General features: G+C 59.5%; 28 protein-coding genes and 1 tRNA gene. 18 read left to right on the forward strand and 11 right to left on the reverse strand.

Annotation, left to right across the window (positions count from 1 at the left end):
* Nucleotides 1-7 precede the first annotated feature (7 nt).
* Nucleotides 8-259, reverse strand: a complete 252-nt coding sequence (locus SA339_04735; protein MDW5562514.1) for a hypothetical protein — start codon at nucleotides 257-259, stop codon at nucleotides 8-10.
* 66 nt (nucleotides 260-325) lie between these two features.
* Between SA339_04735 and SA339_04740 the strand changes: the two genes are divergently transcribed.
* Nucleotides 326-1,225: an NAD-dependent epimerase/dehydratase family protein gene (locus tag SA339_04740; GenBank protein MDW5562515.1), complete on the forward strand. Its 900-nt coding sequence runs from the start codon at nucleotides 326-328 to the stop codon at nucleotides 1,223-1,225.
* On the opposite strand, the gene SA339_04745 is transcribed toward SA339_04740, so the two are convergent.
* Nucleotides 1,222-1,590, reverse strand: coding sequence for a helix-turn-helix domain-containing protein (locus SA339_04745; protein ID MDW5562516.1), 369 nt, complete (start codon nucleotides 1,588-1,590; stop codon nucleotides 1,222-1,224). The genes SA339_04740 and SA339_04745 overlap by 4 nt on opposite strands.
* Nucleotides 1,591-2,048: 458 nt before the next feature.
* Nucleotides 2,049-2,963, reverse strand: a complete 915-nt coding sequence (locus SA339_04750) for a DMT family transporter (GenBank protein ID MDW5562517.1) — start codon at nucleotides 2,961-2,963, stop codon at nucleotides 2,049-2,051.
* Nucleotides 2,964-3,119: 156 nt separating this feature from the next.
* Here SA339_04750 and SA339_04755 point away from each other — a divergent pair, with 156 nt between their 5' ends.
* The 7 genes from SA339_04755 (at nucleotide 3,120) to SA339_04785 (ending at nucleotide 10,650) form a co-directional block, all read left to right on the forward strand.
* Entirely contained in the window at nucleotides 3,120-3,971 is an 852-nt protein-coding gene (locus tag SA339_04755) for a universal stress protein (GenBank protein ID MDW5562518.1), read from the forward strand.
* Between the two features lie 152 nt (nucleotides 3,972-4,123).
* On the forward strand, nucleotides 4,124-5,398 hold the full coding sequence (locus tag SA339_04760) for an oligosaccharide flippase family protein (GenBank protein MDW5562519.1): 1,275 nt from the start codon (nucleotides 4,124-4,126) through the stop codon (nucleotides 5,396-5,398).
* A 62-nt stretch (nucleotides 5,399-5,460) separates the two neighbouring features.
* Complete coding sequence (locus SA339_04765) at nucleotides 5,461-7,044, forward strand: aldehyde dehydrogenase family protein (GenBank protein MDW5562520.1); 1,584 nt, start codon at nucleotides 5,461-5,463, stop codon at nucleotides 7,042-7,044.
* 46 nt (nucleotides 7,045-7,090) lie between these two features.
* Nucleotides 7,091-7,693: a hypothetical protein gene (locus tag SA339_04770; protein ID MDW5562521.1), complete on the forward strand. Its 603-nt coding sequence runs from the start codon at nucleotides 7,091-7,093 to the stop codon at nucleotides 7,691-7,693.
* 181 nt (nucleotides 7,694-7,874) lie between these two features.
* Nucleotides 7,875-8,798 (forward strand): ABC transporter ATP-binding protein, encoded by a 924-nt coding sequence (locus tag SA339_04775; GenBank protein MDW5562522.1) that lies wholly within the window; start codon nucleotides 7,875-7,877, stop codon nucleotides 8,796-8,798.
* The gene (locus tag SA339_04780) at nucleotides 8,795-9,820 is read left to right on the forward strand and encodes an ABC transporter permease subunit (protein ID MDW5562523.1); all 1,026 of its coding nucleotides are present in this window, start codon (nucleotides 8,795-8,797) and stop codon (nucleotides 9,818-9,820) included. Before SA339_04775 ends, SA339_04780 begins: the two co-directional genes overlap by 4 nt.
* A gap of 101 nt (nucleotides 9,821-9,921) precedes the next feature.
* Nucleotides 9,922-10,650 carry a HesA/MoeB/ThiF family protein gene (locus tag SA339_04785; protein MDW5562524.1) on the forward strand — a complete coding sequence of 243 codons (729 nt, stop codon included), beginning with the start codon at nucleotides 9,922-9,924 and terminating at the stop codon, nucleotides 10,648-10,650.
* 6 nt (nucleotides 10,651-10,656) lie between these two features.
* Here SA339_04785 and SA339_04790 read toward each other — a convergent pair whose 3' ends face one another.
* The 4 genes from SA339_04790 to SA339_04805 all read right to left on the reverse strand — a co-directional run bounded on the left by SA339_04790 (nucleotide 10,657) and on the right by SA339_04805 (nucleotide 13,096).
* The gene (locus SA339_04790) at nucleotides 10,657-11,025 is read right to left on the reverse strand and encodes a PadR family transcriptional regulator (protein MDW5562525.1); all 369 of its coding nucleotides are present in this window, start codon (nucleotides 11,023-11,025) and stop codon (nucleotides 10,657-10,659) included.
* 8 nt (nucleotides 11,026-11,033) lie between these two features.
* On the reverse strand, nucleotides 11,034-11,747 hold the full coding sequence (locus tag SA339_04795) for a hypothetical protein (protein MDW5562526.1): 714 nt from the start codon (nucleotides 11,745-11,747) through the stop codon (nucleotides 11,034-11,036).
* A 96-nt stretch (nucleotides 11,748-11,843) separates the two neighbouring features.
* Nucleotides 11,844-12,350, reverse strand: coding sequence for a hypothetical protein (locus SA339_04800; protein ID MDW5562527.1), 507 nt, complete (start codon nucleotides 12,348-12,350; stop codon nucleotides 11,844-11,846).
* Nucleotides 12,347-13,096, reverse strand: a complete 750-nt coding sequence (locus SA339_04805) for a hypothetical protein (GenBank protein ID MDW5562528.1) — start codon at nucleotides 13,094-13,096, stop codon at nucleotides 12,347-12,349. The genes SA339_04800 and SA339_04805 overlap by 4 nt, the downstream gene beginning before the upstream one ends.
* A 216-nt stretch (nucleotides 13,097-13,312) precedes the next feature.
* On the opposite strand from SA339_04805, the gene SA339_04810 reads away from it, so the two are divergent.
* The 4 genes from SA339_04810 to SA339_04825 all read left to right on the forward strand — a co-directional run bounded on the left by SA339_04810 (nucleotide 13,313) and on the right by SA339_04825 (nucleotide 16,080).
* The gene (locus SA339_04810; protein ID MDW5562529.1) at nucleotides 13,313-13,579 is read left to right on the forward strand and encodes a hypothetical protein; all 267 of its coding nucleotides are present in this window, start codon (nucleotides 13,313-13,315) and stop codon (nucleotides 13,577-13,579) included.
* 41 nt (nucleotides 13,580-13,620) lie between these two features.
* Nucleotides 13,621-14,118, forward strand: a complete 498-nt coding sequence (locus SA339_04815; protein MDW5562530.1) for a PUA domain-containing protein — start codon at nucleotides 13,621-13,623, stop codon at nucleotides 14,116-14,118.
* A gap of 191 nt (nucleotides 14,119-14,309) precedes the next feature.
* Entirely contained in the window at nucleotides 14,310-14,693 is a 384-nt protein-coding gene (gene sepF, locus SA339_04820; protein ID MDW5562531.1) for a cell division protein SepF, read from the forward strand.
* A gap of 76 nt (nucleotides 14,694-14,769) precedes the next feature.
* Complete coding sequence (locus SA339_04825) at nucleotides 14,770-16,080, forward strand: HD domain-containing protein (GenBank protein MDW5562532.1); 1,311 nt, start codon at nucleotides 14,770-14,772, stop codon at nucleotides 16,078-16,080.
* Here the strand turns inward: SA339_04825 and SA339_04830 are convergent.
* Entirely contained in the window at nucleotides 16,077-17,528 is a 1,452-nt protein-coding gene (locus tag SA339_04830; GenBank protein ID MDW5562533.1) for an RtcB family protein, read from the reverse strand. The two genes, SA339_04825 and SA339_04830, sit on opposite strands and share 4 nt — an antisense overlap.
* Nucleotides 17,529-17,589: 61 nt before the next feature.
* Here SA339_04830 and SA339_04835 point away from each other — a divergent pair, with 61 nt between their 5' ends.
* Nucleotides 17,590-18,795, forward strand: coding sequence for a GNAT family N-acetyltransferase (locus SA339_04835; protein ID MDW5562534.1), 1,206 nt, complete (start codon nucleotides 17,590-17,592; stop codon nucleotides 18,793-18,795).
* Between the two features lie 91 nt (nucleotides 18,796-18,886).
* Nucleotides 18,887-20,095 carry a DUF835 domain-containing protein gene (locus SA339_04840; protein ID MDW5562535.1) on the forward strand — a complete coding sequence of 403 codons (1,209 nt, stop codon included), beginning with the start codon at nucleotides 18,887-18,889 and terminating at the stop codon, nucleotides 20,093-20,095.
* A 63-nt stretch (nucleotides 20,096-20,158) separates the two neighbouring features.
* On the opposite strand, the gene SA339_04845 is transcribed toward SA339_04840, so the two are convergent.
* Nucleotides 20,159-20,231, reverse strand: a tRNA-His gene (locus SA339_04845).
* A gap of 294 nt (nucleotides 20,232-20,525) precedes the next feature.
* Between SA339_04845 and argF the strand changes: the two genes are divergently transcribed.
* Nucleotides 20,526-21,437: an ornithine carbamoyltransferase gene (gene argF / locus SA339_04850; protein ID MDW5562536.1), complete on the forward strand. Its 912-nt coding sequence runs from the start codon at nucleotides 20,526-20,528 to the stop codon at nucleotides 21,435-21,437.
* Here argF and SA339_04855 read toward each other — a convergent pair.
* Together SA339_04855 and SA339_04860 are read right to left on the reverse strand one after the other, a co-directional pair.
* Complete coding sequence (locus tag SA339_04855) at nucleotides 21,427-22,995, reverse strand: DHH family phosphoesterase (GenBank protein MDW5562537.1); 1,569 nt, start codon at nucleotides 22,993-22,995, stop codon at nucleotides 21,427-21,429. The genes argF and SA339_04855 overlap by 11 nt on opposite strands.
* A complete protein-coding gene (locus tag SA339_04860) occupies nucleotides 22,992-23,768 on the reverse strand; it encodes a ribonuclease H-like domain-containing protein (protein MDW5562538.1) in 777 nt (258 codons plus the stop codon). The genes SA339_04855 and SA339_04860 overlap by 4 nt, the downstream gene beginning before the upstream one ends.
* Nucleotides 23,769-23,894: 126 nt before the next feature.
* Here SA339_04860 and SA339_04865 point away from each other — a divergent pair, with 126 nt between their 5' ends.
* From SA339_04865 to ligD, 3 genes are all read left to right on the forward strand, one after another.
* Nucleotides 23,895-24,620, forward strand: a complete 726-nt coding sequence (locus tag SA339_04865) for a metallophosphoesterase (GenBank protein ID MDW5562539.1) — start codon at nucleotides 23,895-23,897, stop codon at nucleotides 24,618-24,620.
* A 233-nt stretch (nucleotides 24,621-24,853) separates the two neighbouring features.
* The gene (locus SA339_04870; protein MDW5562540.1) at nucleotides 24,854-25,492 is read left to right on the forward strand and encodes a B12-binding domain-containing protein; all 639 of its coding nucleotides are present in this window, start codon (nucleotides 24,854-24,856) and stop codon (nucleotides 25,490-25,492) included.
* A gap of 117 nt (nucleotides 25,493-25,609) precedes the next feature.
* Nucleotides 25,610-26,497 (forward strand): non-homologous end-joining DNA ligase, encoded by an 888-nt coding sequence (gene ligD, locus SA339_04875; protein MDW5562541.1) that lies wholly within the window; start codon nucleotides 25,610-25,612, stop codon nucleotides 26,495-26,497.
* Nucleotides 26,498-26,503: the final 6 nt, after the last annotated feature.

Here is a 26,503-nt window from a genome sequence, read left to right on the forward strand (position 1 = left end):
CATGGAGCTAGTGCCGGTAGATGATGAATAGGACGGTGACGACCAGGAACGTCAGGCCGGTATAGAGGGGGCTGGAGGTCAGGAGCCAGACCACCAGGGCGACCGCCGCCCCGGGAATGAGCACGGCGAGTGCTTTGATGATGACCACAAGTACTATCAGAACGAAGATGAGCAGGATTATTCCGATGAGCGTCGACACACCCAATGCCAAGGCCAGCATAGACTCACCGGCCTGATTGATGTGGTCCCACGTTATCAATCTTGCTCTTCCTGGAAGGATACGCGCGGTGAATGATTTAAGAACGGAATGGTGCATCACTTGGGCGTGAAAGTGCTGGTTACTGGTGGGTCCGGACAGTTATCATCCTACTTGTTCGAGGAGCTTGCATCTGAGCACGAGGCATGGGGCGTCGATCTTCGAGAACCGACCTTCGACAGCGCCAAGGGGCGCATAACCATCGCCGACATCCGGGATCAGGCAGCCATGCTGGATGCCTGCCGGGGCGCGGATGCGGTGGTCCACACCGCCGCCCAGGTCTCGGTCCAGAGGTCCACCGAGGACCCCGCCTTTGATGTGGAGACCAACGTCCTGGGAACGGTGAGGACGCTGAAGGCGGCCCGTGACGCCGGTGTCTCCAAGTTCGTGTTCATCTCCAGCGCCGCGGCGTACGGGAACCCTCACTACATCCCCGTGGACGAGGACCATCCCACCGCGCCACTGTCGGTCTACGGCTCCAGCAAGCTTTCGGCTGAACACTTCGTGCAAGCTTTCGGCTCATCATACGGGATGCGGTGGGCGGTCCTTCGGCCGTTCAACTTCTACTCCCCCCGCGCCGATCCCAAGAGCCCTTACTCCGGGGTGATCACCAAGTTCACTCAGAACGCCGCATCGGGCCTGCCGCTGAAGATCGAAGGGGATGGGTCCCAGACTAGGGATTTCCTGCATGCCGCGGACGTTGCCAGGCTGGTGCGCCTGGTCCTGGAGTCGGACCGCAGCGGGTTGACCCTGAACGGAGGCTCAGGGCAGGCGACCAGCATTCTGGACCTTGCTAAAACCGTGAAGAAGGTCTGCCCCAGGCCCGTGGACATCGAGCACGTGGCGCCCCGGACCGCGGACATCAAGCATTCCGTGGCCAGGGTGGATCGCGCCAGAGAGGCGGTTGGGTTTACCACCCGCATCTCTCTGGAGGAGGGCCTCAAGGCTTTCTTCAGGAAGGACGATTAAAAGTCCAACAGTTTTTCCCCTTCCTTGACGAAGACGGTCATATCCACATTGTAGTTGTAGTCCTCGGTGGTCCCGTCGATCATCTCTATCTTGGCCTTTATCTTGTTCTTCTCGAACGTGATCTGGGCGTTCTTGACACGGGCCTTGTACAGATTGATCCTCTTCCCCGCCTGGGTCAGCTTGCGCTCGTCGCAGTAGATAAGGCCGGCGGACTCGAGCAGGTTGATCTTCCGGTAACAAGCGGCGATCGGAATGCCCAGCTTCTCGGAAAGCTCGAAGGCGCTCTTCGCCTTGCCCATGGTCGCAAGCAGTATCTTTGCAGAGTACTCCTCAGTTAGTAGCCTTGATGTTTCCAGAGCGTGCATTATCTCTCACCTTATACGTCGAACCGCGTAGTGGGATATTTAAAATATCTTGGTTGATTATCAATATTGAAGCTTAGATATTTTTCTGAGCCAGATGTAATATCCAATCGCGGAATGGCTCAAAAATCGCAATTTGGAACATTGATTATAATTTCATAATACTTAAAATGGATTTTATGTATGTAACTAACATGTTAACTGCCCTTGGCGGGTGGAAATTGCAAGCTCGGGCCGATCTCCAGGTCCCGACAGGCGATAGGAGGGATCGCCCGGCTCGGGGGCAGGATTTTATTGAACTTCGAATCTTAGAACACAACGATTATTAATGGGGGCCAAGGTCCCTCGGCGAGGACCTACATGGCTTGTGCCAAGTGCGGAACCAAGAAGGACGCCAAGAAGGATGAAAAGAAGAAGAAGTAAGTTTCTTCTTGCTTTTCAGGCGGTAAAACCCTTTCATTTTACTCTCTATCTTTCTTTGGGCCATTGGTCCGGACCACCAGGAAGATGGCGGTGAACACCATACCTGCCCCTACTAGGGTCACCGGCCCCAGCGGCTCGTTCATGACCAGTGCGCCCAGGAGCACGGCGAAGGCCGACTCGGATAGAAGGACGGTGGCCGAGGTGGTCATGGAGAGCGAGCGCAGACCGGTGGCCCACAGGATGGTCGGCACCGAGGTGCACAGCAAGCCAACGTACAGCACCGCGGGCACCGACATCGAGGTCGGGTCCCCCGGTCCCCCGGAGATCACCATCAGGGCGACCAGGGGTAGAACGCTCAGGAGATGGAACGACATCACCCATTCGACGTTGTTCATATGCCTCACTGCCAGCTTGGTCAGCGGGTAGCTGGAGGCTATGCTGAAGGAGGCGCCGAGGAGCAACAGGTCTCCGACGAACACGCTCGAGCTGAGGGTGGAAAGGTCCCAGTTGGTTGTTAAGGTGAACAGCCCCAGGAGACCGACCATCACTCCTAGTACCTGCCTGCGGCTGATGATCTCGCCGAAGATCAGCGCCGACAGAGGGGCCACGAAGATCACGTTGCTCCCAACGATCAGGCCGCCGATAGAGGCCGGGGAAAGGGTGAGACCGACGTACTGGAAGGCGATCAAGCAGGTGGTGGACAGCATGCCCGCCCATACCTCCCAGTGGCGGAAAATGGAAGGGTCGATGCGCCCCCGCCGGCGGGCGATGAGGAGAGCCAGAATTCCTCCGATCCCCATGGTCAGAGCGCCGAAGAGGAAAGGGCTCGCCCCTCCCATCCCATCCTTGATCACGACGTACTGGGAACCGAAGAGCAGAGCTGCAGCCAAAGACAGGAGCAGGGCGTACCTCTCTCCGTCCCCTTCACCGCCGCCCAGTCCTTCGCCCCTCACTCAGGTCCGCTCCGGGCCGGGTAAAAACCCTCCCTGCACATATCCTTTCCCGCTTGTGTCCGTGCCTCCAAGGCGACCTGCGGCTGGGTCGCGGAAGAATTAGATAGGGGCGGCCTGAATATTGGAACGGAGGTCCACCCGTAGCGGGCGGTCGTTATGTTCGAGCGGATATTGTTCCCACTGGACTTTTCCGAGCAGTCGTTGAGGATGTTGGATTGCCTCCTGGAACTGAAGCATCTGGGCACGAAGGAGATCATCCTCTGCCACGTGGTACCGGTCGGCGGGGGTCTGACCGCCGAGCAGAGGACCATGATGGACGATCTGAGGAGGAGCCTGGACGGTGCTGGCATCGCCTCAGCCGAGATCGTGGAGCAGGGGAACCCGATCGAGAAGGTGCTGGACGTGGCCAAACGGGAGGAGGTGAGTCTGATCGCCATGGCTTCCAGCGGAAAGGGCAAGACCCGGGAGTTCCTGATGGGTTCAACCTCTTTCGGTATCCTGCGCTCGTCGACCACTCCGGTGCTGGTGAACAAGCTCAAGGTCATCGAGACGGAGGGACGCACCATGGTCGCGCCGGCTTGCCAAGCCATCTTTCGCAAAGCCCTGGTACCCATCGACTTCTCGAACTGCACCTCCGCCTGCATGGATCTCATACCTCAGCTCTCCGAGCTCGGCCTTAAAGAATCTGTGCTGTTCCACGTGGTAGAGGGCGCCAAGGCCAACATGGACGATGAGGTCAAGTTCAAGAGGGTGCTGGATGAGGTCATGGCCAAGCTCGAGGATCTAAGGGAGGAGCTGGAGGGCAAGGGCTGTAACGCTTCCACCCACGTCCATTTCGGCACCGTTTCTTACAACATCCTGGAGGCGTCCCGGGAGCTGAACATATCCCTGATCCTCCTGGGAGCGCACCGCAAGAGCCTTCTGCGCGAGCTCACCCTGGGCGGTAACTCCGAAACGGTGATAAGGAGGTCCCAGGTGCCGTTATTGATTATCCCTTGCGAGAGGTAGGGCGATGACCAGGACGGCCTCACCCCTGCCATCGGTCGACTGATGGGGTGAGAGATAGGTCCGCCAAAATTAGGCAAACATTAAGAACCAGTCTTCTATTGGCTAGGCCGACGATGTTCGAGAGGTTAGCTCGATTCATTAACGCTGAGGGAATGGCCGGACCCGCCTTCATCATGCTCGTTGCCACGGTGGTCGGGGGTGGATGCAACTTCCTCTACCAGATCATTATGATCAACACCATATCGGACGAGCTGGCCGAGCTGAACACCCTCCTCTCGATCCTGTACATCGTCACCGTGCCATCCACCGCGGTCCAGAACGTCATCATACGCTACGTGTCCAAGTATCACGCCCTAGGCCAGGATAATGTGGTGGCCTGGTTGTTGAAACGCATACTGGTGCTGACCAGCATGGCAGGGGTGGCCATCGCCATCCTGCTGATCATAGTCCTTGGCATGCCCGACGTGGCCGCGACCCTCAAGCTGACGGGGACCCTTCCGATCCTGCTGCTGGCCATCGGGGTCGTCATCTCCATGGTCTCGCCGGTAGGCCAAGGGACCATGCAGGCTCTCCAGCGGTTCACCCCCTTCGGCTCGGTGACTGTCATCAACTTCGCTCTCAAGCTCACCCTGGGCGCAGGGATGGTCCTTCTCGGCTACGGGGTCTCTGGAGCTTTGGGAGGAGTGATCATCGGTCTCGCCTTCGCTTGCGGGGCCTCGATCCTGTACGTCCGCAAGTACTTCTTCATGGACGGGACCGCCGTGGAGAGCAGGGACATTTGGCGTTTCACTATCCCCGCGACGGTGGCCCTCCTCGGCTACACGATAATCACCCAGGCGGACGTCATCTTCGCTACCAGCCTTCTTCCCGCGACCGAGGCCGATGTATACTCTGCGGCATCCCAGCTGGCCAAGATCATCCTGTACCTCCCCGGAGCGGTCTCCACCGTCATGTTCCCAAAGATCTCCAAGGCCCATGCCATGAGGTCCCGCAGCGAGGAGGGCAACCGCATCCTCAAGATCGCGTTCGCGATGACCCTGGCCCTCTCCGGCCTGGTGGTGGCAGTATACTTCCTTTTCCCAGACTTCGTGGTAAACATCCTGATACCTGGCAATAAATACAAGGACCAGATCGCAGCCCTCCTCCCCTGGCTGGGAGTGGCCATCATGTTCCTCGGCCTGGCGAACCTGTTCATGCTCTATGGCCTGGCCACCGATGGCCATGCCTACATAATCATCGTGAGCTCCTCAGTCCTGGTCATGCTTTCCTTGGTCGGAGCCTTGGTCGCCGCTGGCGTGCTCTTCACCCCCATGATGGTGGTGGCCATCATGTTCATCACCGGTCTCTTCAACATCTTGCTCAGTGGCCTTTACCTGTTCGTGATCGAACGCGAATGGAGGCCCCGGCGGCGCGTTGGGACCCCCTGATCGCAGGTCAGGCCCCGACGGGATGAAATATCCGGCGTTGGAATAGTCATAGAACGAGGGTCATGACGTTCAAGAACGAGGAGACCTACCAGCGCCTGGTCGTTCAGGGCAACGGGGAGAGTTTCCACACCGGATATGAACGGGCGGCGGAGCGCCTGGTGGAGCAGGTCAACGAGGCCGAGATCGACTACCCCAACCACATCGACGGTCGACCCAGGTTGTCGGAGAGGCAGTACCACGACCTCAGCCCTGGGGACGAGGAGATGGTGGTCGGATTGTTCCAGCTAGGGACCGCGGACGAGGTCGGCGAAGCGGTGAGGTCGTCCCGGGAGGCCTTCCGATGGTGGTCCCGCGAGGACTGGGCAGTCCGAGCCAGATACCTGGAGCGGGCTGCCGAGATCATGCGCCGCACCAAGTACGAGCTAGCCGCGGCCATCACCCTGGACAACGGGAAGAACCGCTATGAAGCGATGGCCGACGTGGACGAGGCCCTTGACTTCATCGAGTATTACTGCTCAGAAGTAAGGCGCAACAATGGATTCGAGAGGGTTAGCGATCCACCTTATCCGGAAGAGGATGTCACCGTCGCCCTCCGCCCATATGGAGTATGGGCGGTCATATGTCCTTTCAACTTCCCCCTAGCCATCACCGTGGGGATGACCGCCGGGGCGCTGCTTACGGGTAACACCGCGGTCCTCAAGCCCAGCTCCACCGCCCCCCTGCCAGTGCAGATGTTCTACGAGATAATGTCGCAGGCGGGGGTCCCCGACGGGGTGCTCAACATGGTCGCTGGCACCGGTGAGGAGGTAGGAGGAACCCTGGCTCACCATCCCGGGGTCGACGGGGTGGTGTTCACCGGGTCCCTCGGTGTCGGCCGGGGAATCATGGCCTCGGCCCAAGGTCGGCAGCGCCCGGTCATCGCCGAGATGGGCAGCAAGAACCCCATCATCGTGACCGCCGAGGCGGACCTCGAGGTCGCCGCGCGTGGGGTCTTGTCCTCGGCCTTCGGTTACTCCGGCCAGAAGTGCTCGGCCTGCTCCCGGCTCTATGCCCAGGACCTGATCTTCGATGTCCTCATGGAGCAGCTAGTGGAGCAGGCGGAGCGGCTGGTGGTGGGCGACCCCTTCCAGCGCGACACCTTCATGGGGCCGGTGATTACCAGGGCCGCGAGGGACAACTACCTCCGATGGGCAGAGCAGGGGAGAGTAGGCGGCAAGGTCCTTACCGGAGGCAATAGGGTGGAAGAGGGTAACCTCGCCCGAGGTCATTATGTCGCCCCGACCATCATTTCCGGTCTGCCCGAGGAGCACCCCCTGGTAAGGGACGAACTGTTCGTCCCCATCTTGTGCGCCCAGCAGTTCAGGACCCTTCCCGACGCATTGAGGAGGGCGAACGCCACCGAGTTCGGTCTCACCGCCGGTATCTTCTCGGCCAACGAGGTCGAGCTCAAGTACTTCTTCGATAACATCGAGTTCGGGGTGGTGTACGCCAACCGGGAGCGCGGAGGGTCCACTGGAGCGATGGTCGGAGGTCAGTCGTTCACCGGTTGGAAAGCGTCGGGCTCCACCGGCAAGGGAACGGGGTCGATCTACTACCTCCAGCAATTCATGCGGGAGCAGAGCCGGACGCTGTGCCGACAGACATGAGCGTGATGAACAATTAATTTAAATGTGGGGGACCGTATCGGCGTCGATGCTCGGTCTTGAGGAGATCATCGGCCTGGAACTTATCAGCTCGGATGCCAGGGTCATCGGCACCATCGAGGGGGTGGGCATGGACCTGGTGGCCTGGAAGATATCGGCTCTCAAGGTCGGCCTTCGGCGGGGCCTCGAAGATACGGCCGGAAGCAAGAAGCGCATCTTCGGGGTAAGCAAGATCTATGTCAAGACGAGCGAGCTACAGTCGGTCTCCGACGCGGTCATCATGCGTCGCCCGGTGTCCGCGCTGGGTGAGATCATCGCTCCCGACGGCGATAGCCTCACCCCGGCCGGGGCGTTCATGGGCATGCGGGTCATCTGTGCTAACGCTGCCTTCGTCGGCAACGTCGACAACGTGTTCATCGATCCCCAGGGCGAGTGGACGATACCTTATATCCAGGTGAAGCTGGACCGCGATGCCATGGACCAGCTAGCATTGCAGAGGACGTTCATGGCCTCCTCGCTCATCCCCATACGGACGAGCGATATCGACGCCATCGGAGAGATGGTCATTCTCAAGATCAACATGGACGAGCTCAGGTCGGCCCTCAACCGCCAGCCGGCAGCGATCCCTCAGGTCGCTACACCACCTGCGTGAGCCCACCGACGAGCAGCGATGCAGCTGGAAGCTGTCGAACGTCGATACAAATTATTCCCAGAAGACAATATTCTTCTAGCCATCCGCGTATCATCCCCATGCGCCAGGCTCGATAGCCTGCCCTCGCCGTGGCTGGACCAAGGCTGTAGGCCAATGACATGACAATATCGGAGGAAACCTGATGATCGAGACCCACGACCTCACCCGGAAGTTCAACGGAATGACCGCGGTGGACAATCTGAACCTGAAGATTCGCGACGGGGAGGTGTTCGGCTTCATCGGCCCCAACGGAGCAGGCAAGACGACGACCATCCGCATGATATGCACCCTCATCGCCCCTACCAGTGGATCGGTCCTGGTTAATGGCCTGGACGCCACCAATCCCAACGACGCCATCAAGATCCGCTCGATGATCGGGTTCCTACCGGAGGTGCCCGGCCTGTACGAAACGCTGTCGGCCCACCGGAACCTGGAGTTCTACGCCTCCTTATACGACGTGCCTGCGGACAAACGGGAGCGGCGCATCCGCGAGCTCCTCGAGATCCTCGGTATCTGGGATCGCAGGGACGACACCGTGGGCAAGTTCTCCAAGGGCATGAAGCAGAAGATCGCCATCGCCCGGGCTTTGGTCCACGATCCCGAGTTCCTGTTCCTGGATGAACCGACCTCCGGTCTCGATCCGGTGGCATCGTTAACGGTTCGCAACTTTCTGCTTGATCTCAAGAGGGAAGGGCGGACGATCTTCATCAACACCCACAACCTCGATGATGCGGAGAGGTTATGCGATGCCGTCGGGGTCATGAAGACCAGGCTCCTGGCTACGGGATCGCCGGAGGAACTCTCCCGGGAGTTCTGGGGGCGAACCACGGTGGTCCATCTGCGCACGGTTACCCCGGCCATGGTAAGCGCAGTTAGGGCGGTTAACGGCGTGGTTGAGGTCAAGCAGATCGAGAGTAAACTGCTCATCGATGTTACCGATCCCGAGCTCACCAACCCCGCGATCATCGGGGCCCTGGTCCGCAACGGAGGGGAGGTTGAGTTCGTGAACGAGCTCAAACGTACCCTCGAGGACGTCTATGTTCGCTTGCTGGGGGGACAACAGTGAGGTATGACAAACTATGGGTCGTGGCGAGGAAGGACCTCGCTGAGTTCCGCACCAACAAGTACGTGATGTACTCCATCCTGCTGATGCCCCTGTTGCTGGCAGTAATCCTGCCGGTCATCTACCTGGCACCGTTCACCATGTCGGCCAGCAACGGCGAGCCGCTGGATGTCGCCAACTCAACCAACATGACGGTGATCGCCGGGGAAACAGTGGTCAACGGCACGTACTCGAATACCATCTTCCAGCGCTGCGAACTGACCGATGTGATTGCGACCAACTGCAGATTCGAGGCCTCCAACCTCAGCAACTGCCTGGTGCGTGACTCCTTCGTCGGCAACTCCACGCTCAATGGTTCGGCCATGTTCCACTCCAATTATCTTAACATGAACTCCATCAACAGCACGTACACCGGCTCGGTGGATGTCAGCGGTACCTCGGAGGACGAGGCCTTTCTGCTTCAGTTCATCAACTTCCTGCTGATCTTCTTCATTATGATCCCGGTCATCATCCCCACGGTGATGGCCTCCTACTCCTTCGTGGGGGAAAAGCTCAACAAGAGCCTGGAGCCCCTGCTGGCCACTCCCACGACCGACGCCGAGCTCCTCCTGGGCAAAGCCGCCTCCATCTTCATCCCATGTATGCTGGCGACCTGGCTATCGTTCATCCCCTTTGTGGTCATCGTCGACTTCCTGACCTCTTCGGTGCTGGGCTACTCCCCCCTACCGGATGCGGTGTGGATCATCGGAGTGTTCGTTCTCGCTCCCCTGTTCTGCATCACCAGCATCGCTCTGAACGTGGTCGTGTCGTCGAGGGTGAGCGATGTGCGGGCCTCGCAGCAGATCGGCTCCCTGGTCGTACTGCCGGTGGTGGTGTTCTTCGTCATTGCCCTGGCCGGTTTCTTCAGCCTAGGGCCGGAGATCATGCTCCTGCTGTGCGGCCTCGTGCTGCTCGTCGACATCGGGATCACCTACCTCAGCCTGAAGACATTCCAGAGGGAGAACATCCTGGTCCGGTGGAAGTGAGGGCGGAACGGCGCCCCCGCCGGGACGACCACCCTGCCAGCAACGCCATGCGGCGGCAATACCGGCAGGCCTAATAGGGGCGCCGCCGTTCCCGGAACATCATGGCTTCGACCGAACGGTACCTCCGGCAGATGATCCTTCCCGGCATGGGGCAAGAGGGGCAACACAAGCTGGCCGATAGCACCGTGGGGGTCATGGGCGTGGGGGGGCTGGGCAGCCCTGTGTCGACCTATCTGGCAGGAGCGGGGGTGGGGAGGCTGATCCTCGCTGACCCCCAGGTCCCGGACATGACCAACCTGAACCGCCAGATCATGCACTGGGAGGAGGACGTGGGCAAAGTGTCCAAGCCCGCATCCGCTGCCTGGAAGCTCAAGCGCTTCAATCCCCAGGTCGAGGTCGAGGTCCATCAGGTCGAGGTCACTCCGGACAACATCGCCGAGGTCTTCCGAGGCGCCGATGTGATCATCGACTGCCTGGACAGCATCCCGCCGAGGCTCGTGCTCAACGATCATGCCCTGCAGACCTCGACGCCCTTCGTTCACGCCGCTGTCGAAGGTCTGCACGGACAGATCACCGTCATCGACAAAGGGACTCCCTGCCTGCGCTGCCTGTTCCCCCGGGTCCCGGAACGTAAGCGAATGTTCCCCATCCTCGGCCCAACCGCTGGGGTGTTCGGCTGCCTGGAGGCGGCTGAGGCCATCAAGCTGCTGACCGGCATAGGGCAGCCGCTGCGCTCACGGCTGCTGATAGGAGACTTGGAGCACAACAGCTGGGAGACCATCGAGATCTTCCCGGCGGACAACTGCCCGGCTTGTGGAAAAAGGAGATAAAGGGTTTCACTCGCTCTGGGTCTGGTATTCCAGGAGGTTCCCCAGGTTCCTGATGCTGACCCTCAGGTGGTCCAAGGCGAATCGCAGGACGGTGTCGCCGTGAGGGGTGATGGTATAGATCCGCTTGCGACCCTCCAGTTGCTGGGCGATGTATCCGGAGCCCAGAAGGTCCTGAAGGGCCGGGTAGATCGAACCGGGGCTGGGCCTCCAGGTCCCCTCGCTCATCCGCTCGATCTCCTTCATTAAGGCGTAGCCGTGCAAGGGTCTCTGGGACACCAGCTTAAGGATGGCCAGCTTGAGAAATCCAGCATGGAAGCTGGAAAGATTGAAGGCCTCGTTGACCTCCTTGTAGTCCAGCCCTTCTATCGCGTCCATGTGGCCCCTCAAAGGAAGTAGAACCGCATGCCGTTCTGGGCGCACAGCTCAGCCATCAGCGCCATGCGCTCGACGACCCCGCCGTACCGCCGGGCCGGTCCTTTCCCTTCTACCTCGAGCTTCTCCTTTAGGACCCTGCATTCCTCGGCCAGCTTGCGGGCGTCCTCGGCCGACAGCTTCTCCCTGCTGGCGGCGAGCTCGGGCACCCGGGCGACGATGGCTAGCCCGTACTTCTTGGCGATCTCCGGCAGCTGGGAGGTCTCCGGTCCGAACGAACCGATGCACCCCCGCCCCTTGTCCCACGACATCGGGCACTTGCCGCAGATCACGTTGGTCTCGTCCAAGGGGACGGTATCCCACTTCGTCAGGAGGTTGTCGGGGCCGGCGGTCCGCACCGCGCCCTCGGCCTGGGCCGGGGACATCTTGGCCAGCACCACCCATCCGGTGAACACCTTCTTCGCCACCGGCCTGAGCTTTGCCACGTCCTCCTCCTTTTTCACCTTGTCGAGAAGGAAGCACTCCTTATCCTCATCCAAACGGTTCCTCTTCAGGAAGCCCTCCCAGTCCGAGGCAAACACTTTCTTGGCGTCCTCGGTCATGACCGTCTCGTCGTAGTCGGCGCAGGCCTCCAGGCCCTGCACTGACGGCAATCGGGCCTTGATGATCATTTCCTTGTCCTTCTTGCACAGCGAGTTGACGCTGTCCAGCTCACAAATGGCCATGCTGATTCCCATATGAGTGCACCGTAGTTGGGCGTCTAGCTCTAGTGAGCTATTAAAGTCTTATGACCTCGTTTCGAAGGAGGAAGGGCCGAGATGTCAGGCTACATCATGCACCGGATGGACCTCCCGGCCGTCCTCCGAGGCCAGCCACTCCTTGCGGTAGGAGATCATCTCGACCAGGCAGTACACCCCTCCGAGGGCGGCGGCGAGAATGAACAGGAGGACGAAACCGACGTAGGATAGGGTGAACCCGACCTCCTCCATCTCCAAGGTGATGTGGCCACCCATCATCATCGTCCACGTCCAGATGCACACCAGGACGCTGACCCCGGCACCGAAGACGAAGCGGGATCGAGTGCCCTTGGGGTAGAACCCCCGGAAGAAGGCGAGCATGGTGATTGGGATGCCGAGCACGATGGCGAACAACCTGATCCTATCGAGGTCGAGCTGGTCGGCGAGGGCCGTCGCTCCCTGGATCTGGGCGAAGAGCTCGGTGAGAGCGGTGAGGACTAGGATGGGAATCAGGATATACTTCACCGCGGCGAAGACCGATGAGACGATGCCCCTGCCTACGTTGCCGATGCTCAGGGAGAACTCGCTCATGTCAGCCCTCCCGACGGAATGGACCTGGAGAAGTGCATCGTCGCCCCCATCAGGGAAAGGTCCGCCCCTATGGTTAAGGCCTCGGGATGGGACTGCAGCCACTGGAATGCCTGCTGGGAGACCACGAAACGGAATTGACCGGAGTTATGCGGTCCGACGGTGAGCTCCTGCGACGCCGTGCCCAGCACCGCGGTGGAGTTCATGAGGGTCGCTTGCATGCCCACGGCCTTACCCTGTGCGAACTCTGAGGCATCGAAGGAGTAGGGGACCAGTAGGTCCATGCTGGTGCCGTTGTTGTGCCACTGGATGTTGCTGGTGTCTATGCTGACGTTGCTGACCATCGGGTGCCACTCCATCTGTTGGTTGGTGCTGATGGAGGCCTTGACCAGTCCCAGAGAGTATCCCGCCTCCACGCCCACATTGAGATCAAGGGTGGTGGAGTTGAACACCAGATCCTTGAGCCTCTCTTCGCTGATGGTGTCCATGTCCAGGGTAATCGTCAGATTGAGGTGGTTGGTCCGGCCGGCGATCACATCCACCGGCACAGAGGACTGCTCGGTGAGGACCACGCCCCGGTCGGCGACCCTGAACCGGACGGTCAGGTCCTCGATGTTGAAGTACCCGTCGTTAGTGATGTCGACCGGGACGGTCAAAGTCACCTTGTTCCCTTCCGCCACTGGCCCCCCGCCCTCACCCTCAGGGACCGAGACCTGAAGCTTCCCGGTGGCCAGAGGCAAAATGCTCATCACTATGATCGCTGCGATCACTAGGTATACGATAGCGATCGATAATCTTACACCAAGCAAGCCCCATCGCATGGACGGACATTGTGGTGATCTGTTTATCACCTTTACCGCCCCAGGCTTACCATCTGAGAACATGCTCTCGCGTCGGGAGAAGGTCCTGCCTCTGGCCCAGTTATCATTATATCCTTGATAGAATACTCGTGGCCAGGGCTATCGATGGAACAGGATATCGTGGAGATCGAATGTCCAGTGTGCGACCAGAGGGTTCGGGCCGATGCCCCTCGGTGTCCTCACTGTGGCGCGGAGTTCGCCATGTCCGGCGTTGACGAGCTCGAAAAGGTGGTCCGGGAGATCAACGAGCCGCAGGTGCCCCGAGGGACGGCCACGCCCGGTCCGGTAAAGGGAGCGGAGGTCACTCCGGCCAAAGCGGAGGATACCGAGAATAAAGGCTTCTTCGGCAAGCTGTTCAAGAAGCGCAGGTAGGGTCGAAAAGCTCTTTAGTCGGGTCCAGAGATGGGAGGGCAATGAGCGAGATAAGGATCAGGAAGCGCCACCGGCTCAGGGAGAAGGAGATCAAAGCTCTTGACGAGGAGATCAAAGCTCGGCTGGGAGTGGAGGTGTTCCTGCCCGGAGAGGCGGTAGACAGGGGCGAGAGCTCCGAGTACGACGTCCTGTTCATCGGCAACCAGGTGCAGGGCATCGTCTACCAGGGAAAAGCCTTCCTGACGGTCAGGGGGCTGCTCAAGCACCCCGCTACCAAGGCTTTCGTGACCGTGGACATGGGTGCCGTGCCCTACGTCACCAAGGGCGCGGACGTTATGGGCCCGGGCATAGTGGACGCCGACCCATCGATCATGCCCGGTGACCTGGTTTGGGTGAAGGACATCAAGAACGGCCGCCCTCTGATGATAGGGGAGGCGCTGATCTCCGGCGAGCAGATGGGGACCAAGTCCCCCGGGAAGGCGATCAAGAGCATCCACTTCGTAGCGGACAAGCTGTGGAAAGTGGACGAGGACAGTTGAACGGATCGCGGCCTCGGCATATTCTTCAGTTAGAACAACGACCTCGCCGGCGGGAGGACTGAGCGATGCCTTTTTAGGCACCTTCCGCCCCCGGGGGCAGAGCATTATCCAGATAGGACGGCTCAAATATCTACATCGCAGTATGAAAGAGCTAAATATTCTAGACCGTATAACCGCGGAATAGGGATGCCATGGCTCTACTCAACAGGAAGCCTTTTAGCAAGAACAAGGAAGACGTACAGACCGTGGAGACGGACCAATACATTGACCTCGGGGCCATGTACTTCGAGGAGGAGGCCTCCGCGGGCGGAAAGGGAATGGTCAAGCTCGCTGAGATATACCGCTATGAGGACCTCGCCGACCTTACCCAGCCAGTATACGATGGCAACGTTCTGATCCTTGATTACGCAAATATTGCGAACGATACCGACACTCTCAAGAGGATCACCAGTGAACTCAAGGCGGTCGCCAGGGACAACAGCGGCGATGTGGCGGCCATCGGGCATGACCTGATCGTGGTCACCCCACGGGGCTTGAAGATCGACCGCAACAAGATCCGGGGCGGCTTCCGGTAAGCCCCTTAAGTTTTTAAGAAAAACTTGGTCCCGACGGGGGGCCAAGCATTATTATCTTCCCGGCCGCTTCATCGTCGTGGCCGGTTCCAAGGTGATCCATGACTGTGTGTACGGTAGCGTGAAGGTCGAGGACGTCTTCCTTGAGCTTCTAGAACGCCCGGAGATGCAGCGCATGCATGGCGTGCATCAGCTGGGGCTTGCCCACTTCGTGTTCCCCGGAGCGAATCACACTCGCTTGGAGCACTCGCTGGGTACCTATCACATGGCTAGTCTAATGGCGCGTGCCCTTGACCTTCCCGAGGACGAAGGGAGGACCCTGCTGGCCGCCGCCCTCCTACATGACATCGGGCACGCCCCGTTCTCCCACACTTTGGAGGAGATCGTGCACGACCGGTCGGGAAAGGACCATATGGATACGACGACCGCGCTGATCCGGGGGGAGCTACCATCGGTCGGCGAGAGGGCGCAGGAGGTGCTGGGCCCGATCCGTCCGATAATCGAGGTGCTGGAGAGCAACGGCATATCGTCCGATGAGGTGTGCGAGCTCATAGTGGCCTCGCGCAAGGACCCACGACCGGGACAAGCTCTGTTGGTGGAAGGTGGGCAGGCCCATTTCGGGACCAAGCGTTACCTGAGTCAGATAATCTCCGGCCCTCTGGACGTAGACCAGATGGACTACCTCAAGCGGGATGCCTACTACACCGGGGTCGCCCACGGGACAATCGACGTCGATCGTCTGCTGCAGACGGTGGCCGTGTTCCACGGGGATCTGGTCATCAGCAAGAACGGATTGGCCGCGGCCGAGGGCCTCATGGTTGCGAGGGCTCTGATGTATACTTCGGTATATTATCACAAGACCGCCCGCATTGCCGAGCTTATGCTGTGCAAGGCGGTGGAGCATGCTCCCCATGAAGTGATGGGCGACGCCCATCTTGTCACGGACTGCGAGCTGGCTTCCCGGTTAAAGGCCTGCGGGGGGGCAACCTCACGGGTCATGACCCTCCTGGACTACCGTCGGCTGTACAAGAAGACGGTCATGCTGCCGGTATCCGGACTGACCGACGAGCAGCTCCAGCGGCTGGTCGAGCTGTCAGAGTATCGCCGGCGGAAGGAGAAGGAGAGGGAGATCGCCGAGCGGGCCGGCGTCGATGAGTCCGAGGTCCTGCTGGACATACCTAACCGGTCCCTTCTCCTATGCGAGCCCCGGATCGGCAAGACCGACATACCGATCCTGGAAGGGGACAGAGTAAGGCCACTGTCCCGCTACAGTCCGTTGGCTAAGGCCATCCAATCGCGGGGGGTCCACGACTGGGCGGTCATGGTGTCAACCCCTCCGAGGAACAAAGAAGAAGTGGAGCGGGCGGCCCTCAAGGCGCTGTTCGGCTAACCCTTCATCACGCCGATGGGAGTGATCCGGGCCACTTTGCGAGAGAGACCGGCACCCACCACCACGTCGATGACCGACTCGATGTTCTTGTAGGCCTCCGGGGCCTCCTCCAGTATGCCATCCTTGGTCGCAGACTTGAGGAATATCCCCTTGGCCGATAGTCCATCGCGGATACCCTGCACGGTGAACTTGCGCAGCGCCTCGTTCCTGGACATTACCCGCCCGGCGCCGTGGCAGGTCGAGCCGAACGCCTCGGACATCGTCAGGTCGGTGCCCACCAGGACATAACTGCCGTTGCCCATGTCTCCCGGAATGAGGACCGGCTGGCCGACCGCACGGTACTTGGACGGGACCTCTGGGCGGTCACGGGGGAACGCACGGGTGGCGCCCTTCCGGTGGACGACGACATTGCGCTTCTTACCATCCACGAGATGTTCCTCGACCTTGGCGATGTTGTGCGCCACATCGTATACCTGGTGCATGCCCATGCTCTCGGCGTCCCGCTTGAAATGCTCCTCGAAGGACTGTCTGATCCAGTGGAGTATCATCTGCCGGTTGGCCCACGCGAAATTGGCCCCGCAGGACATCGCCTTGAGGTAATCCTCGCCCTCCTTGGACCGTACCGGAGCGCAGGCCAGCTGACGGTCAGGAAGCTGCGTCCCGCTCTGTTTGATGTACCTCTCCATCACCTGCAGATAGTCGGTGGCGATCTGATGCCCGCATCCTCGGGAACCGCAGTGGACGGAAACGGTGATCTGACCCTCCCTCAGCCCGAAGGCTTCTGCGGCCTCAGTATCGAAAACCTTGTCCACCACGTCCACCTCCAGGAAGTGGTTGCCCGAGCCCAGCGAGCCGATCTGGGGAACCCCTCTCTGTTTGGCCTTGGAGCTGACCTTGATGGGGTCGGCGGTCTTCATGCGGCCCCCCTCCTCCGTGGCTTCCAGGTCCTCCGGCCATCCGTAGCCGTTGTCCACCGCCCACTCTGCCCCTCGCAGCAGTATGTCGTCGATCTGGGCCGAGGCAATGTCCACCACCCCCTCCGAGCCGACCCCGGCGGGGACGTTCTTGAACAGGGTGCCGATAAGGTCCTTGATCCCCGGGCGGACATCCTTCTCTTCCAGATCGGTGCGAATCAGTCTGACGCCGCAGTTGATGTCGAAACCAATTCCTCCAGGTGAAATGACTCCTTCCTCGAGGTCCATGGCCGCGACCCCGCCGATGGGGAACCCGTAGCCCCAGTGGATGTCAGGCATAGCCATCGCGTTACCCACGATGCCCGGAAGGAAGGCCACATTGGCCGCTTGCTCAGGAGCGTTGTCCTCCCGGAGGCTGGGAACCATCCGCTCGCTGGCGAAGATGACGGCGTCGGTGCGCATGCCGGTCTTGTAGCTCTGGGGGATCCTCCAACGATAATCATCTATCTTCTCAAGCGGTCCAGAATATCCCATTTCGCTCACCGGGGCGGACTATGGGGCGACTATGATATAATCTCTTCCGGGAGCGAAAATCATGTTTTATACCGGCCGTCAACACTGGGCACAAGGTTTTTTACCCAAAAAGGCATGGTCTCCAAAGGGTGTTAAATCGGTTTCGTCGGATAGGTCCGATCCTGCGGACCTCCCACTAGACATAGAGGTCCGTGCCTATCTGGAAGGTGATGAGACAGCGATAGTGCCGTTCCTAGAGAACGTCATGGGCTGGCCCGCCACCAGCACGACCGTGGACCATCTGGAGCATTGGAGATGGAAATTCCTGGGTAACCCTCTAGGGTTCCACCTGGTGTGCGTGGCCCTGAACGGGGACAGCGTTATCTCCCACTCCGCGTCCATGCCCGTTCGCATGAAGGTCGGGGATAGAACGATAATCGCCTCTCAGGGCGTGGACCTGTGCACCGATCCCGCCTTCCGGGGGGCGGGGCTCATCGGCCGTACCATGAAGTGCCGCAACGGCATGAAGGACCACCACAATGTGGAACTGGACTTTGGGTTCCCCAACTGGGCCTCCTATAACCTCAGCGTGACCAAGCAGGGGTTCAAGGACCTGGGCATTGTCATGCTTCAGCATCGCTACATCATCGATGAGGAGCAGTTCTTCAAGAAGGTCCGTTTCGGTTCCATCAAGCGTCTGGGGTATTCCAGCTACCAGATCCTCCGCCGATCCCTGGGCCCCCGGGTTGACGTGGGAGGCGGTATCACCTTGGGCCAGGAAGGTGAGATGGGGAGCGAGTTCGATGAGCTGTACCTCCGGGCCAGCGAGGATTTCGATGTCATGATCGTCCGGGATAGCGCCTACCTCAACTGGAGGTATTGCGACCCCCGCTCTGGGGACTTCATCGTCCGCACCGCCCGCCACGACGGGCGGCTGGTCGGATACATGGTCATGCGCGAAGAATCCAAGGACGGCTCCCGGTTCCTGAACATCGTGGACTGCCTAGCCGACCCTCGATCACCGGATGTCATACCCCTGCTGTTGATGGACTGCATAACGTTGGCCAAGGGCATGCTCATCGAGACCGTATTGTGCTGTCTGCCGGAGGGGCATCCTTACGGGAAGCAGATGACCGAGGTCGGGTTCCTTTCCCAGGTCCGGTACACGGGAGATCACGAGATGAAGGTAATCGCTCTGGAGCGAGCAGGGGCAGGTCCCCTCATGGCCAGCCTGACCAGGAAGGGGCTGCGGGCCCACATCATGCTCGGCGACACCGATTGGGTGTGAGGTTCCGGCCTCTCAGACCGCGGAGCCTGCCATCCTTCCTGCTCCAAAGATTGCGACCTGGGTCGCTCATTATTTGTATGTATGAATGTTTTTGTTCGACGGACATGTTGGGGGCGGCTCTATCTATTCGGTCGACGTGCTTGTAGCCGGCATAGTATGCCTTGGGCTCGGCATATTCATTTTAAAGCTGAACCCGTACCTCAAGATCTCCCAAGTGTACATGATCGCCATGTGCACGGTGGCCATCTATGCCTCTGCCATGTTCCTCCTTCACAATTCTGGGAGCGACAGCCTCGCCCACCTGTTCACCCGCTACGTGATGTTCTCCGGGGTTCTGATGGCCTCCGCGATCCTATACCTATCACTATACCCCCCCTATGAGGCTCAGGGCTCCTGGGTGATAAATAAGAAGCAGAGCTTCATGGCGCTCTCGGCCGCGGCCGCCCTCGCCGTCGTCCTGCTGCCGAACGAGGTGGTGAACGGAGAGGGCGGTTACTGGTGGTCACCCAACATATCCACCATAGTCTGGTTAGTCATCCTGGGGCTATTCTGCGTACCCCCCATCCTTTTCCTCAATGAGATCTGGGACCGGACCGAGGACGAGAGGCTGAGGCGGCACTGCACCTTGGTCTCCATGGGGCTGTTCTTCCCCTTTGCCTTCACGGTGATGGATAACTTCCTGGCGTGGTCGGTCATGGACATGCATAACCTCCTGCCCATCGGACTGCTGACTACGGGCTTCATCTTCGCGTATACCATCATTAACTACAAACCGTTCGGGGCTCCCCAGATCAAGTCGGACAACGATGCCCGCAAGGCCAAGGTCGCCAAGGTCACCCTGGTGAGCGGCCATTGTGATCTGGTCAAAGCAAAGAGGGCCGATGCTTCCTACCGCATGTTCGCCAGCGAGGTGGAGAACGGCAGCCGTGGGTTGCTCATCACTAATCTCCATCCGCAGCAGGTCACCGAAAGGTACGGCCCGGTTAAGGCGCCCGTGATGTGGCTGTCCGGCCAGCCCGGACAGGATCGCCTGGACCCCGCCGCCCTGACCATAATCCAGCATACCATGGTCGACTTCCTGCAGAAGGGTAGCAACTCCGTGCTGTTGCTGGACGGGCTCGACTACTTGATTTCAGAGAACCAGCTGGACAAGGTGTTGAAGCTCATCTACGCGGTGCGCGACGCGGTGGTGGTATCCGGCTCCAAATTCATTGTTCCTATCGACCCTCTAGCTATAGATGCCAAGGACCTGGCGTTCATCGAGCGGGAGTTCGAGGTCATCGATGAGCCTTCGAATTGAGAGGTAGGGAATCCCATCAATATGTTACAATATGGCATCGCTGGTCGAGAAGATAGAAGAGGGGGCCGGGTCCGAGATTTGAACTCGAGTCTAGGGATCCACAGTCCCACAGGATGCCAGGCTACCCCAACCCGGCCGTAGCGGCATGTCCTCAATGCCTTAATCTAATTAAATCTTTCTTCAGGGCGCTTGACCATTGTAATCAGTCGAGCGGGCCCGTTGGCAGATTTGCGTCTGGTCGGACCATGTTCTCATGCACCGGATGCCCATTATCGTCGTTCCGGGTCTCACCATCCTACTCATCGGACGGAGTGCCCCTGAACTGTACCGTCCAGAATCACCTCGACCTTTGCACGACACAATCGATGCCCGGTTGTACATAGCACTACATAACGGTTAAGTGGTGTACCTTTCTTTTCTCACCGAAAACATGAAAAGGGACGTCATTTCGGTGCTGGACCTACGTGAGGATATTGAAGATATCCTCAGCTCGGCCTTGGAGCTGAAGAGGAAGAACGAGAAGAGCGGTCAGCAGCTGAAGGGCAGGACCCTGGCCATGATATTCGAGAAATCCAGCACCCGTACCAGGGTATCCTTCGAGGTAGGGATGCTCCAACTTGGAGGGCATTCCATTTTTCTCAGCCAGAAGGATTCCCAGCTTGGACGGGGGGAGACCGTGGCGGACACCGCAATGGTCCTCAGCCGGTTCGTCGACGGCATCGTGTACCGGGCGTTCAACCACGACAACGTGGTCGAGCTTGCATGCAAGGCCAGCGTGCCGGTGGTCAATGCTCTGGATAACCTCGAGCACCCCTGCCAGGTGGTCGCCGACCTTTTGACCATCCAGGAACACAAGGGAGGTTTCGAAGGCCTGAAGCTGGCCTACATCGGCGACGGCAACAATGTGTGCAACTCCCTGGCCCTGGGAGCCGCCCTGGTGGGCATGGACTTCGTCGCCGCCACCCCTGCGGAGTACCGCCCGGACCGCGAATTGCTGAAGAGCGCCGCGTCCTTGGCCGAAAAGAAAGGGGTCAGCAGCGGGGTCACCACCTCCCCGGCGGAAGCGGCCAAGGGGGCAGATATTATCTACACCGACACCTGGATCTCCATGGGCCAGGAGGCCGAAGCCCAGATGAAGGAGCGCCTTCTCATGCCGTTCCAGGTCAACCGGGACCTCATGGCCCTAGCCAACAGGGGCTGTCTGTTCATGCATTGTCTGCCCGCCCACCGCGGCTCGGAGGTCACCGCCGACGTCATCGACGGGCCGCATAGCGTGGTCTTCGATCAAGCCGAGAACCGCATGCATGCTCAGAAGGCCATCCTGGTCAAGCTCATGGGCTGAGCTGTGAGCTGATCTCCAGGTCGATGGCCAGGAGGAACTCCTCCTCCCTGCCCTCGGGCACCGTGGCCCCGGCAGCGATATTATGGCCTCCGCCCGTCCCGCCCACCCGCTCGGACGCGGTGCGCATGGCCGATGACAGATCGAGCCCCCTCCGTGTAAGGTCCCTGGTGCCCCTGCCGGACACCTTGACTGTACAGCTGCCGTCCCCGGCCTGGGCGAAGGCGATGAGCGGGCGATCATGAGGGAAATCAGGGCTTCCCAATAACATACCGGTCACGATGCCCACGATGGTGTCCTCGATCTCCATGCCCCCATGGAAGTAACGCACCGCTTTCAGCTCCACGCCCCTGGGAGTTACCGTCCTGGCCCCATGTTCCGGGGAGGTCTTGACCAGATCGATGGCCTCTCTCAGCTTCCGGCGGTGATCGTCCTGCTGCAAAAGAGCAGTGCCCAATGCCTCCCCCCTGTTTCCCAGGCATACCTTCATTCCTACTTCGGCCCTCTCATGGCGACCGCAGGCATTGAGCAGAGTGGAGAACTCCTTCGCGTCCAGGAGGACCCTGGCGCTTGGCCTCCACGTGCAACCGTTGCCCCCCTTGGCGGTGCCTTCGGGGCCTACCAGCCAACCAGGGGGAGCTCCCGGAATGTCAGGCGATAGCGTATATACCTCCCCGATCAAGCGGCGGACCATAGGCAAACCCTTGCCTTGGTCGATCATGCGGGCGACCAGGGCGCTGACGATCGTCCTCTTCTCCTCGAAGCTAAGCTGGCTCCAGGTGCGGAAAGTATCACCTTGATCGATGGCGATCCCCAGCTCCTCGAGGAAGTCGATGGTGGCCATTTTATCGTCCTCATCCTCCGCGCTGTCGACCGGGGTGGCCTCGCTTCGTCCCCCTCCCCCGGCAATGAACGGCATAAGCGACGGCTCTGAGGAGTACTGCAAAAGAGCGTGGACCGGGCGAGTCTGCCGGCCGAACAACCTCACATCCTTCTCTGCGGCGATCAACCTGAGGGCGGTGGCATCGCCGAGGATGGCGCGGTTGTATCCAACCAGGCGACCTTCCGCAGCTTCCTGGTAGTCACCCACCGCTCCGACGACAGCGAGGGCGGAGAGGTCGGCATTCCTTGCATCCATCCTTTTTGCCACCACATATGTCACTCCTGCCCCTGATATCTCGGTGGAACCATCGATGCCGAAGAGGTGAGGGTTCACGTGCCCCCGCCACTCTCCCGCTGCCGTGGGATCGACGCGGTGATGATCGGTGATGACGCACCTCTCCCTGTCAAGTTTGGAGAGCGATCCGCTTCCTAGATCCACGAACCATATCCTCTCAGCCCTATGTTCCATGCTCCGAGCGATTTCCGTTTCGTCCAATTTCTTGACAGAGCATACCTCGTGTGGTATGCCTGCCCTCGTCAACGCTGTGGAGGCGATGGCGGACGCGGTTATGCCATCCGCATCGATATGCCCGACGACGAGCACCGAACGTGAGGAGATGAGCATTCCCGCAGCGGCCGCCGCCGCGCTCTCGAATCCGTACTCGTCCCGGGCGGTCATGTCCCGCAACACTCCCCGGAACAGCTCACGATGCGGTCCTTAAGCATCCCATACACTCGATCGGCGATAGGTAGGAGGTTCACAGTATCCTCCTCGTTGTATCGCTTCAGGAGCTTCAGGGCGTTCTTGCTCCCCGACCGTTCCCACGCCCGCCACAAGTATACCGCCTCTTCCCCCGTGACATACTCTACCTCTCTGGCCCGGGCCATTCCCATTTGCTTCTCTATCGACTTGAGCCCCCCGGTCAGCCCGACCCGGCGGCAAGCATGACGGAGATCATAGTGGGGTACCCGGGGCACGGCGAGGGGGAAATGATAGCCCAGGATGGGAAGGTCGAACGAGCTGCCGTTAAATGTCACCATGAGCTTCACGCCCTCCAGCGCCTCGGACAGCGTCTCTGCGCTGAGGTTCTGTCCCTTCACCAGGGCGATGGTCTGTCCGTCGCGGTGAATGCCCACCACGGTGACGTTGGCGTAGGACGAGCGTCCGTCCGTCTCGATGTCGAGGAACGCGGTTTCCTTCCTGAATCGGTCGTACAGTCGCCAGTGCTCGACCGTGGGGAGGATCTTGCAGAAATAGTCGGTCATCCCCCGGTCTAGGAAATGGTCGGCGCGGTCCAGGTGGCGGTCCATGTCTACCTTACGGTCCGCGGAGATGCCCTTTACCTTTCTCTCGCCGCGGAACTCGTCCCAGTCCCGCACCCCGCTCTTCCACAGAGTCCTCTCCTTACCATTGCCGACGGAGGGCAGGATCTGAAAGGTGTTCCTGATCACGGTGCCGTCAAGACCGGACCTCGTTCATACATCTTTCGGGAGGTCAGGCGAAAACGACCGGAGACAAGATTCTAATAGTGTTCTCCGCTTCGAAACCATGCCTGACCGGGCTGGACCGCTGAAGCGATGGACGATATCGAGGCTTTCGACAATGTGTTTATGTCCTCTGATCTGTGCCTCCACCTTCCGGAGGAGAGGACCGTGGTGATCGCCGATCTGCACATCGGCTACGAATCGGCCTTGGAGGCCGAGGGTATTCACATCCCCCGCATCCAGACGAAGACGGTCATCGCCTCCCTGTCCAGGTTGGTCGACAGGTACGAACCCGACCGCCTGGTCATCCTCGGCGACCTCAAGCATGAGTTCAGCCGAAACCTGGGCCAGGAGATGAAAGATGTGCGGTCGGTACTGGATAGTGTATCGGACCGGACCGATATCGTATTGGTCAAAGGCAATCATGATAATTACATAGAGAATATAGTATCGAGGATACAGGTACCAGTTGTGGCCCAGTATAAAGCCGCGGGGATCACCTTCGTCCACGGCCACCTCCCTTGCGGCGAGCGTCCGTTGGTCATGGGGCACGAGCATCCCTCGGTCAAGATAGTCGACCGCGTTGGCGCTTACCTCAAGCTCCCCTGCCATCTCTGGTTAAGGGAGGAGCGCATCCTCGTCCTCCCGCCCTACAGTCCTTTGGCCTCAGGAACCGATCTCACTGGAGTAGGCCCTGGAGATTGTCTTTCGCCAATATTAAAAAACTGCGATGTGCGCAGGGGGGAGATTTTCGCCTGCAGTGATATCGGGCTCCTGCCCCTGGGTACACTAGCCTCATTGGAGGGCCTTAGATTATAGTCGATACGAAATACATATAATTCCGAGGAGTCTTCTAAACACTGTTAACAGGTCAGCTAGGATACCGAAACCAGAATGCAACAATGTAACAATCGTTTTCCTAAAAACAGAGCCAGATGGTAAAACATTTAACCAGTGTTTAGTTTGGATGGATTAACCATCCATAAAAGAATTTATTATGATGCAACATTATTCCATTTTCAACCTTTTTGATAATTGAGGAGGGAATCTAAATGAGCAACGAGATACTTGATAAGCTAGCAGATGTCGTAGTAAGGGGAAAGATAAAGGAAGCCAAGCCCCTTGCGGAGCAGGCTTTGGCTGCCGGAGTCGACCCCAAGGTCATCATCTTCGACAGCTTGAGCAAGGCTATGGCTGTTGTAGGTCAGAAGTATGAGAGCAAGCAGTACTTCTTGCCCCAGGTACTTCTGTCCGCCCAGACCATGTACCAGGCACTTGACGTCACTCTTCCCAAACTGAAGGTCGACGCTAATGCCGTTCCCGGCAAGGTCGTCCTCGCGGTCGTTGAGGGCGATGTGCACGACATCGGCAAGAACATCGTGAAGGCCATGCTCACTGGTGCCGGCCTGACCATCTTCGACATGGGTCGTGACGTTCCCGTCAAGAACCTGGTCGAGAAGGTTAAGTCCGAGGGCGCCCAGGTACTGGCCACCTCTACCCTGATGACCCCCACCCTGGCGGGCATGAAGGAGATCGAGAGGATCTTGAAGGAAGAGAACCTCAAGGGCAAGGTAAAGACCATCATCGGCGGTGGCGCTACCTCCAAGGAGTTCTCCAACCAGATTGGAGCCAACGGCTGGGCCTACGACGCGGTCGAAGCGGTCCAGGTCGTCCAGACTCTGATAAAGTAAAAACATTCACGAACCCGAAGGGCACCTGCCCTTCACCTTTAACATTTTTTTATTTTCGATGCATAATCATCTACGTGCGCTTAGCAAGCTTGCATTCATCGGGACCATGGGGGTCGAATGGCAATCTATGACGGTGTGGAGGTCGAGGTGACCAACCGGGACAAGGTCTTGTATCCTCGGGACGGCCTGACCAAGGGAGATGTGATCGACTATTACTCGGCCACCTCGAGGTTCATACTCCCTCACATTGAGGGGCGCCCGGTGAGCATGCTCCGCTATCCTGACGGCATTGATGGCGAAAGCTTCTACCAGAAGCAGGTCTCCGAGCGATTTCCCCCATGGTTCAGAACGGTGGCAGTTCGGAAGAAGGGCGGCCAGGTCGTGCACGCGGTGTGCGAGAAGGAGGCCGACATGGTATACTTGGCCAATCTGGCCTGCCTGACCCCTCATGTCTGGTTGAGCCGTGCGAGCTCCCTGGAGCGCCCCGATAGGATGATTCTGGACATGGATCCCTCGGACAAGGATTTCTCTGTGGTCAAGGACGCCGCCAGGAGCGCGGCCAAGGAACTGAGGGGGCTGGGGCTGACGCCCTTCGTCATGACCACTGGGTCTCGCGGCCTCCATGTCACCGTGCCTCTCGACCGTGTGGCCAGCTTCGAGGAGGTGCTGTCTCTCGCCAAGATGATCGCATCCAGGATGGTGGAGGGCGATGAGCGGTTCACCACCGAGAGGTTGGTCGAAGCGAGGAGTGGCCGACTGCTGGTCGACGTCTACCGCAACTCTTACGCCCAGACCGCTGTGCCCCCCTATGCACTGAGGGCCCGGGACGGTGCCCCGGTGGCTACCCCTCTAGAGTGGAGTGAACTGGAGGGCTCGGGGCTGAACTCGAGGAGCTTCAGCATCAGTTCGGTCCTTGCTCGGCTGGAGGAGAGAGGTGATCCCTGGCGAGCCATCGAGCGTTCCTCCGGTTCGGTCAAGGAAGCGATCGCCCGGGCGAGGCGCTGAGAGGCG

Source organism: Methanomassiliicoccus sp., assembly GCA_033485155.1.
Lineage (GTDB): Archaea > Thermoplasmatota > Thermoplasmata > Methanomassiliicoccales > Methanomassiliicoccaceae > UBA6.

What these genes read in the sequence shown, in the direction of transcription:
- SA339_04835 (MDW5562534.1), top strand. Translation starts at nt 17,590, where the DNA reads ATGTTTTATACCGGCCGTCAACACTGGGCACAAGGTTTTTTACCCAAA.
- SA339_04770 (MDW5562521.1), top strand. Translation starts at nt 7,091, where the DNA reads ATGCTCGGTCTTGAGGAGATCATCGGCCTGGAACTTATCAGCTCGGAT.
- SA339_04855 (MDW5562537.1), bottom strand. Translation starts at nt 22,995, where the DNA reads ATGACCGCCCGGGACGAGTACGGATTCGAGAGCGCGGCGGCGGCCGCT.
- SA339_04795 (MDW5562526.1), bottom strand. Translation starts at nt 11,747, where the DNA reads ATGGCCATTTGTGAGCTGGACAGCGTCAACTCGCTGTGCAAGAAGGAC.
- SA339_04815 (MDW5562530.1), top strand. Translation starts at nt 13,621, where the DNA reads ATGAGCGAGATAAGGATCAGGAAGCGCCACCGGCTCAGGGAGAAGGAG.
- SA339_04805 (MDW5562528.1), bottom strand. Translation starts at nt 13,096, where the DNA reads ATGAGCATTTTGCCTCTGGCCACCGGGAAGCTTCAGGTCTCGGTCCCT.
- SA339_04810 (MDW5562529.1), top strand. Translation starts at nt 13,313, where the DNA reads ATGGAACAGGATATCGTGGAGATCGAATGTCCAGTGTGCGACCAGAGG.
- SA339_04865 (MDW5562539.1), top strand. Translation starts at nt 23,895, where the DNA reads ATGGACGATATCGAGGCTTTCGACAATGTGTTTATGTCCTCTGATCTG.
- SA339_04775 (MDW5562522.1), top strand. Translation starts at nt 7,875, where the DNA reads ATGATCGAGACCCACGACCTCACCCGGAAGTTCAACGGAATGACCGCG.
- SA339_04790 (MDW5562525.1), bottom strand. Translation starts at nt 11,025, where the DNA reads ATGGACGCGATAGAAGGGCTGGACTACAAGGAGGTCAACGAGGCCTTC.
- sepF (MDW5562531.1), top strand. Translation starts at nt 14,310, where the DNA reads ATGGCTCTACTCAACAGGAAGCCTTTTAGCAAGAACAAGGAAGACGTA.
- argF (MDW5562536.1), top strand. Translation starts at nt 20,526, where the DNA reads ATGAAAAGGGACGTCATTTCGGTGCTGGACCTACGTGAGGATATTGAA.
- ligD (MDW5562541.1), top strand. Translation starts at nt 25,610, where the DNA reads ATGGCAATCTATGACGGTGTGGAGGTCGAGGTGACCAACCGGGACAAG.
- SA339_04830 (MDW5562533.1), bottom strand. Translation starts at nt 17,528, where the DNA reads ATGGGATATTCTGGACCGCTTGAGAAGATAGATGATTATCGTTGGAGG.
- SA339_04765 (MDW5562520.1), top strand. Translation starts at nt 5,461, where the DNA reads ATGACGTTCAAGAACGAGGAGACCTACCAGCGCCTGGTCGTTCAGGGC.
- SA339_04760 (MDW5562519.1), top strand. Translation starts at nt 4,124, where the DNA reads ATGGCCGGACCCGCCTTCATCATGCTCGTTGCCACGGTGGTCGGGGGT.
- SA339_04755 (MDW5562518.1), top strand. Translation starts at nt 3,120, where the DNA reads ATGTTCGAGCGGATATTGTTCCCACTGGACTTTTCCGAGCAGTCGTTG.
- SA339_04785 (MDW5562524.1), top strand. Translation starts at nt 9,922, where the DNA reads ATGGCTTCGACCGAACGGTACCTCCGGCAGATGATCCTTCCCGGCATG.
- SA339_04800 (MDW5562527.1), bottom strand. Translation starts at nt 12,350, where the DNA reads ATGAGCGAGTTCTCCCTGAGCATCGGCAACGTAGGCAGGGGCATCGTC.
- SA339_04745 (MDW5562516.1), bottom strand. Translation starts at nt 1,590, where the DNA reads ATGCACGCTCTGGAAACATCAAGGCTACTAACTGAGGAGTACTCTGCA.
- SA339_04870 (MDW5562540.1), top strand. Translation starts at nt 24,854, where the DNA reads ATGAGCAACGAGATACTTGATAAGCTAGCAGATGTCGTAGTAAGGGGA.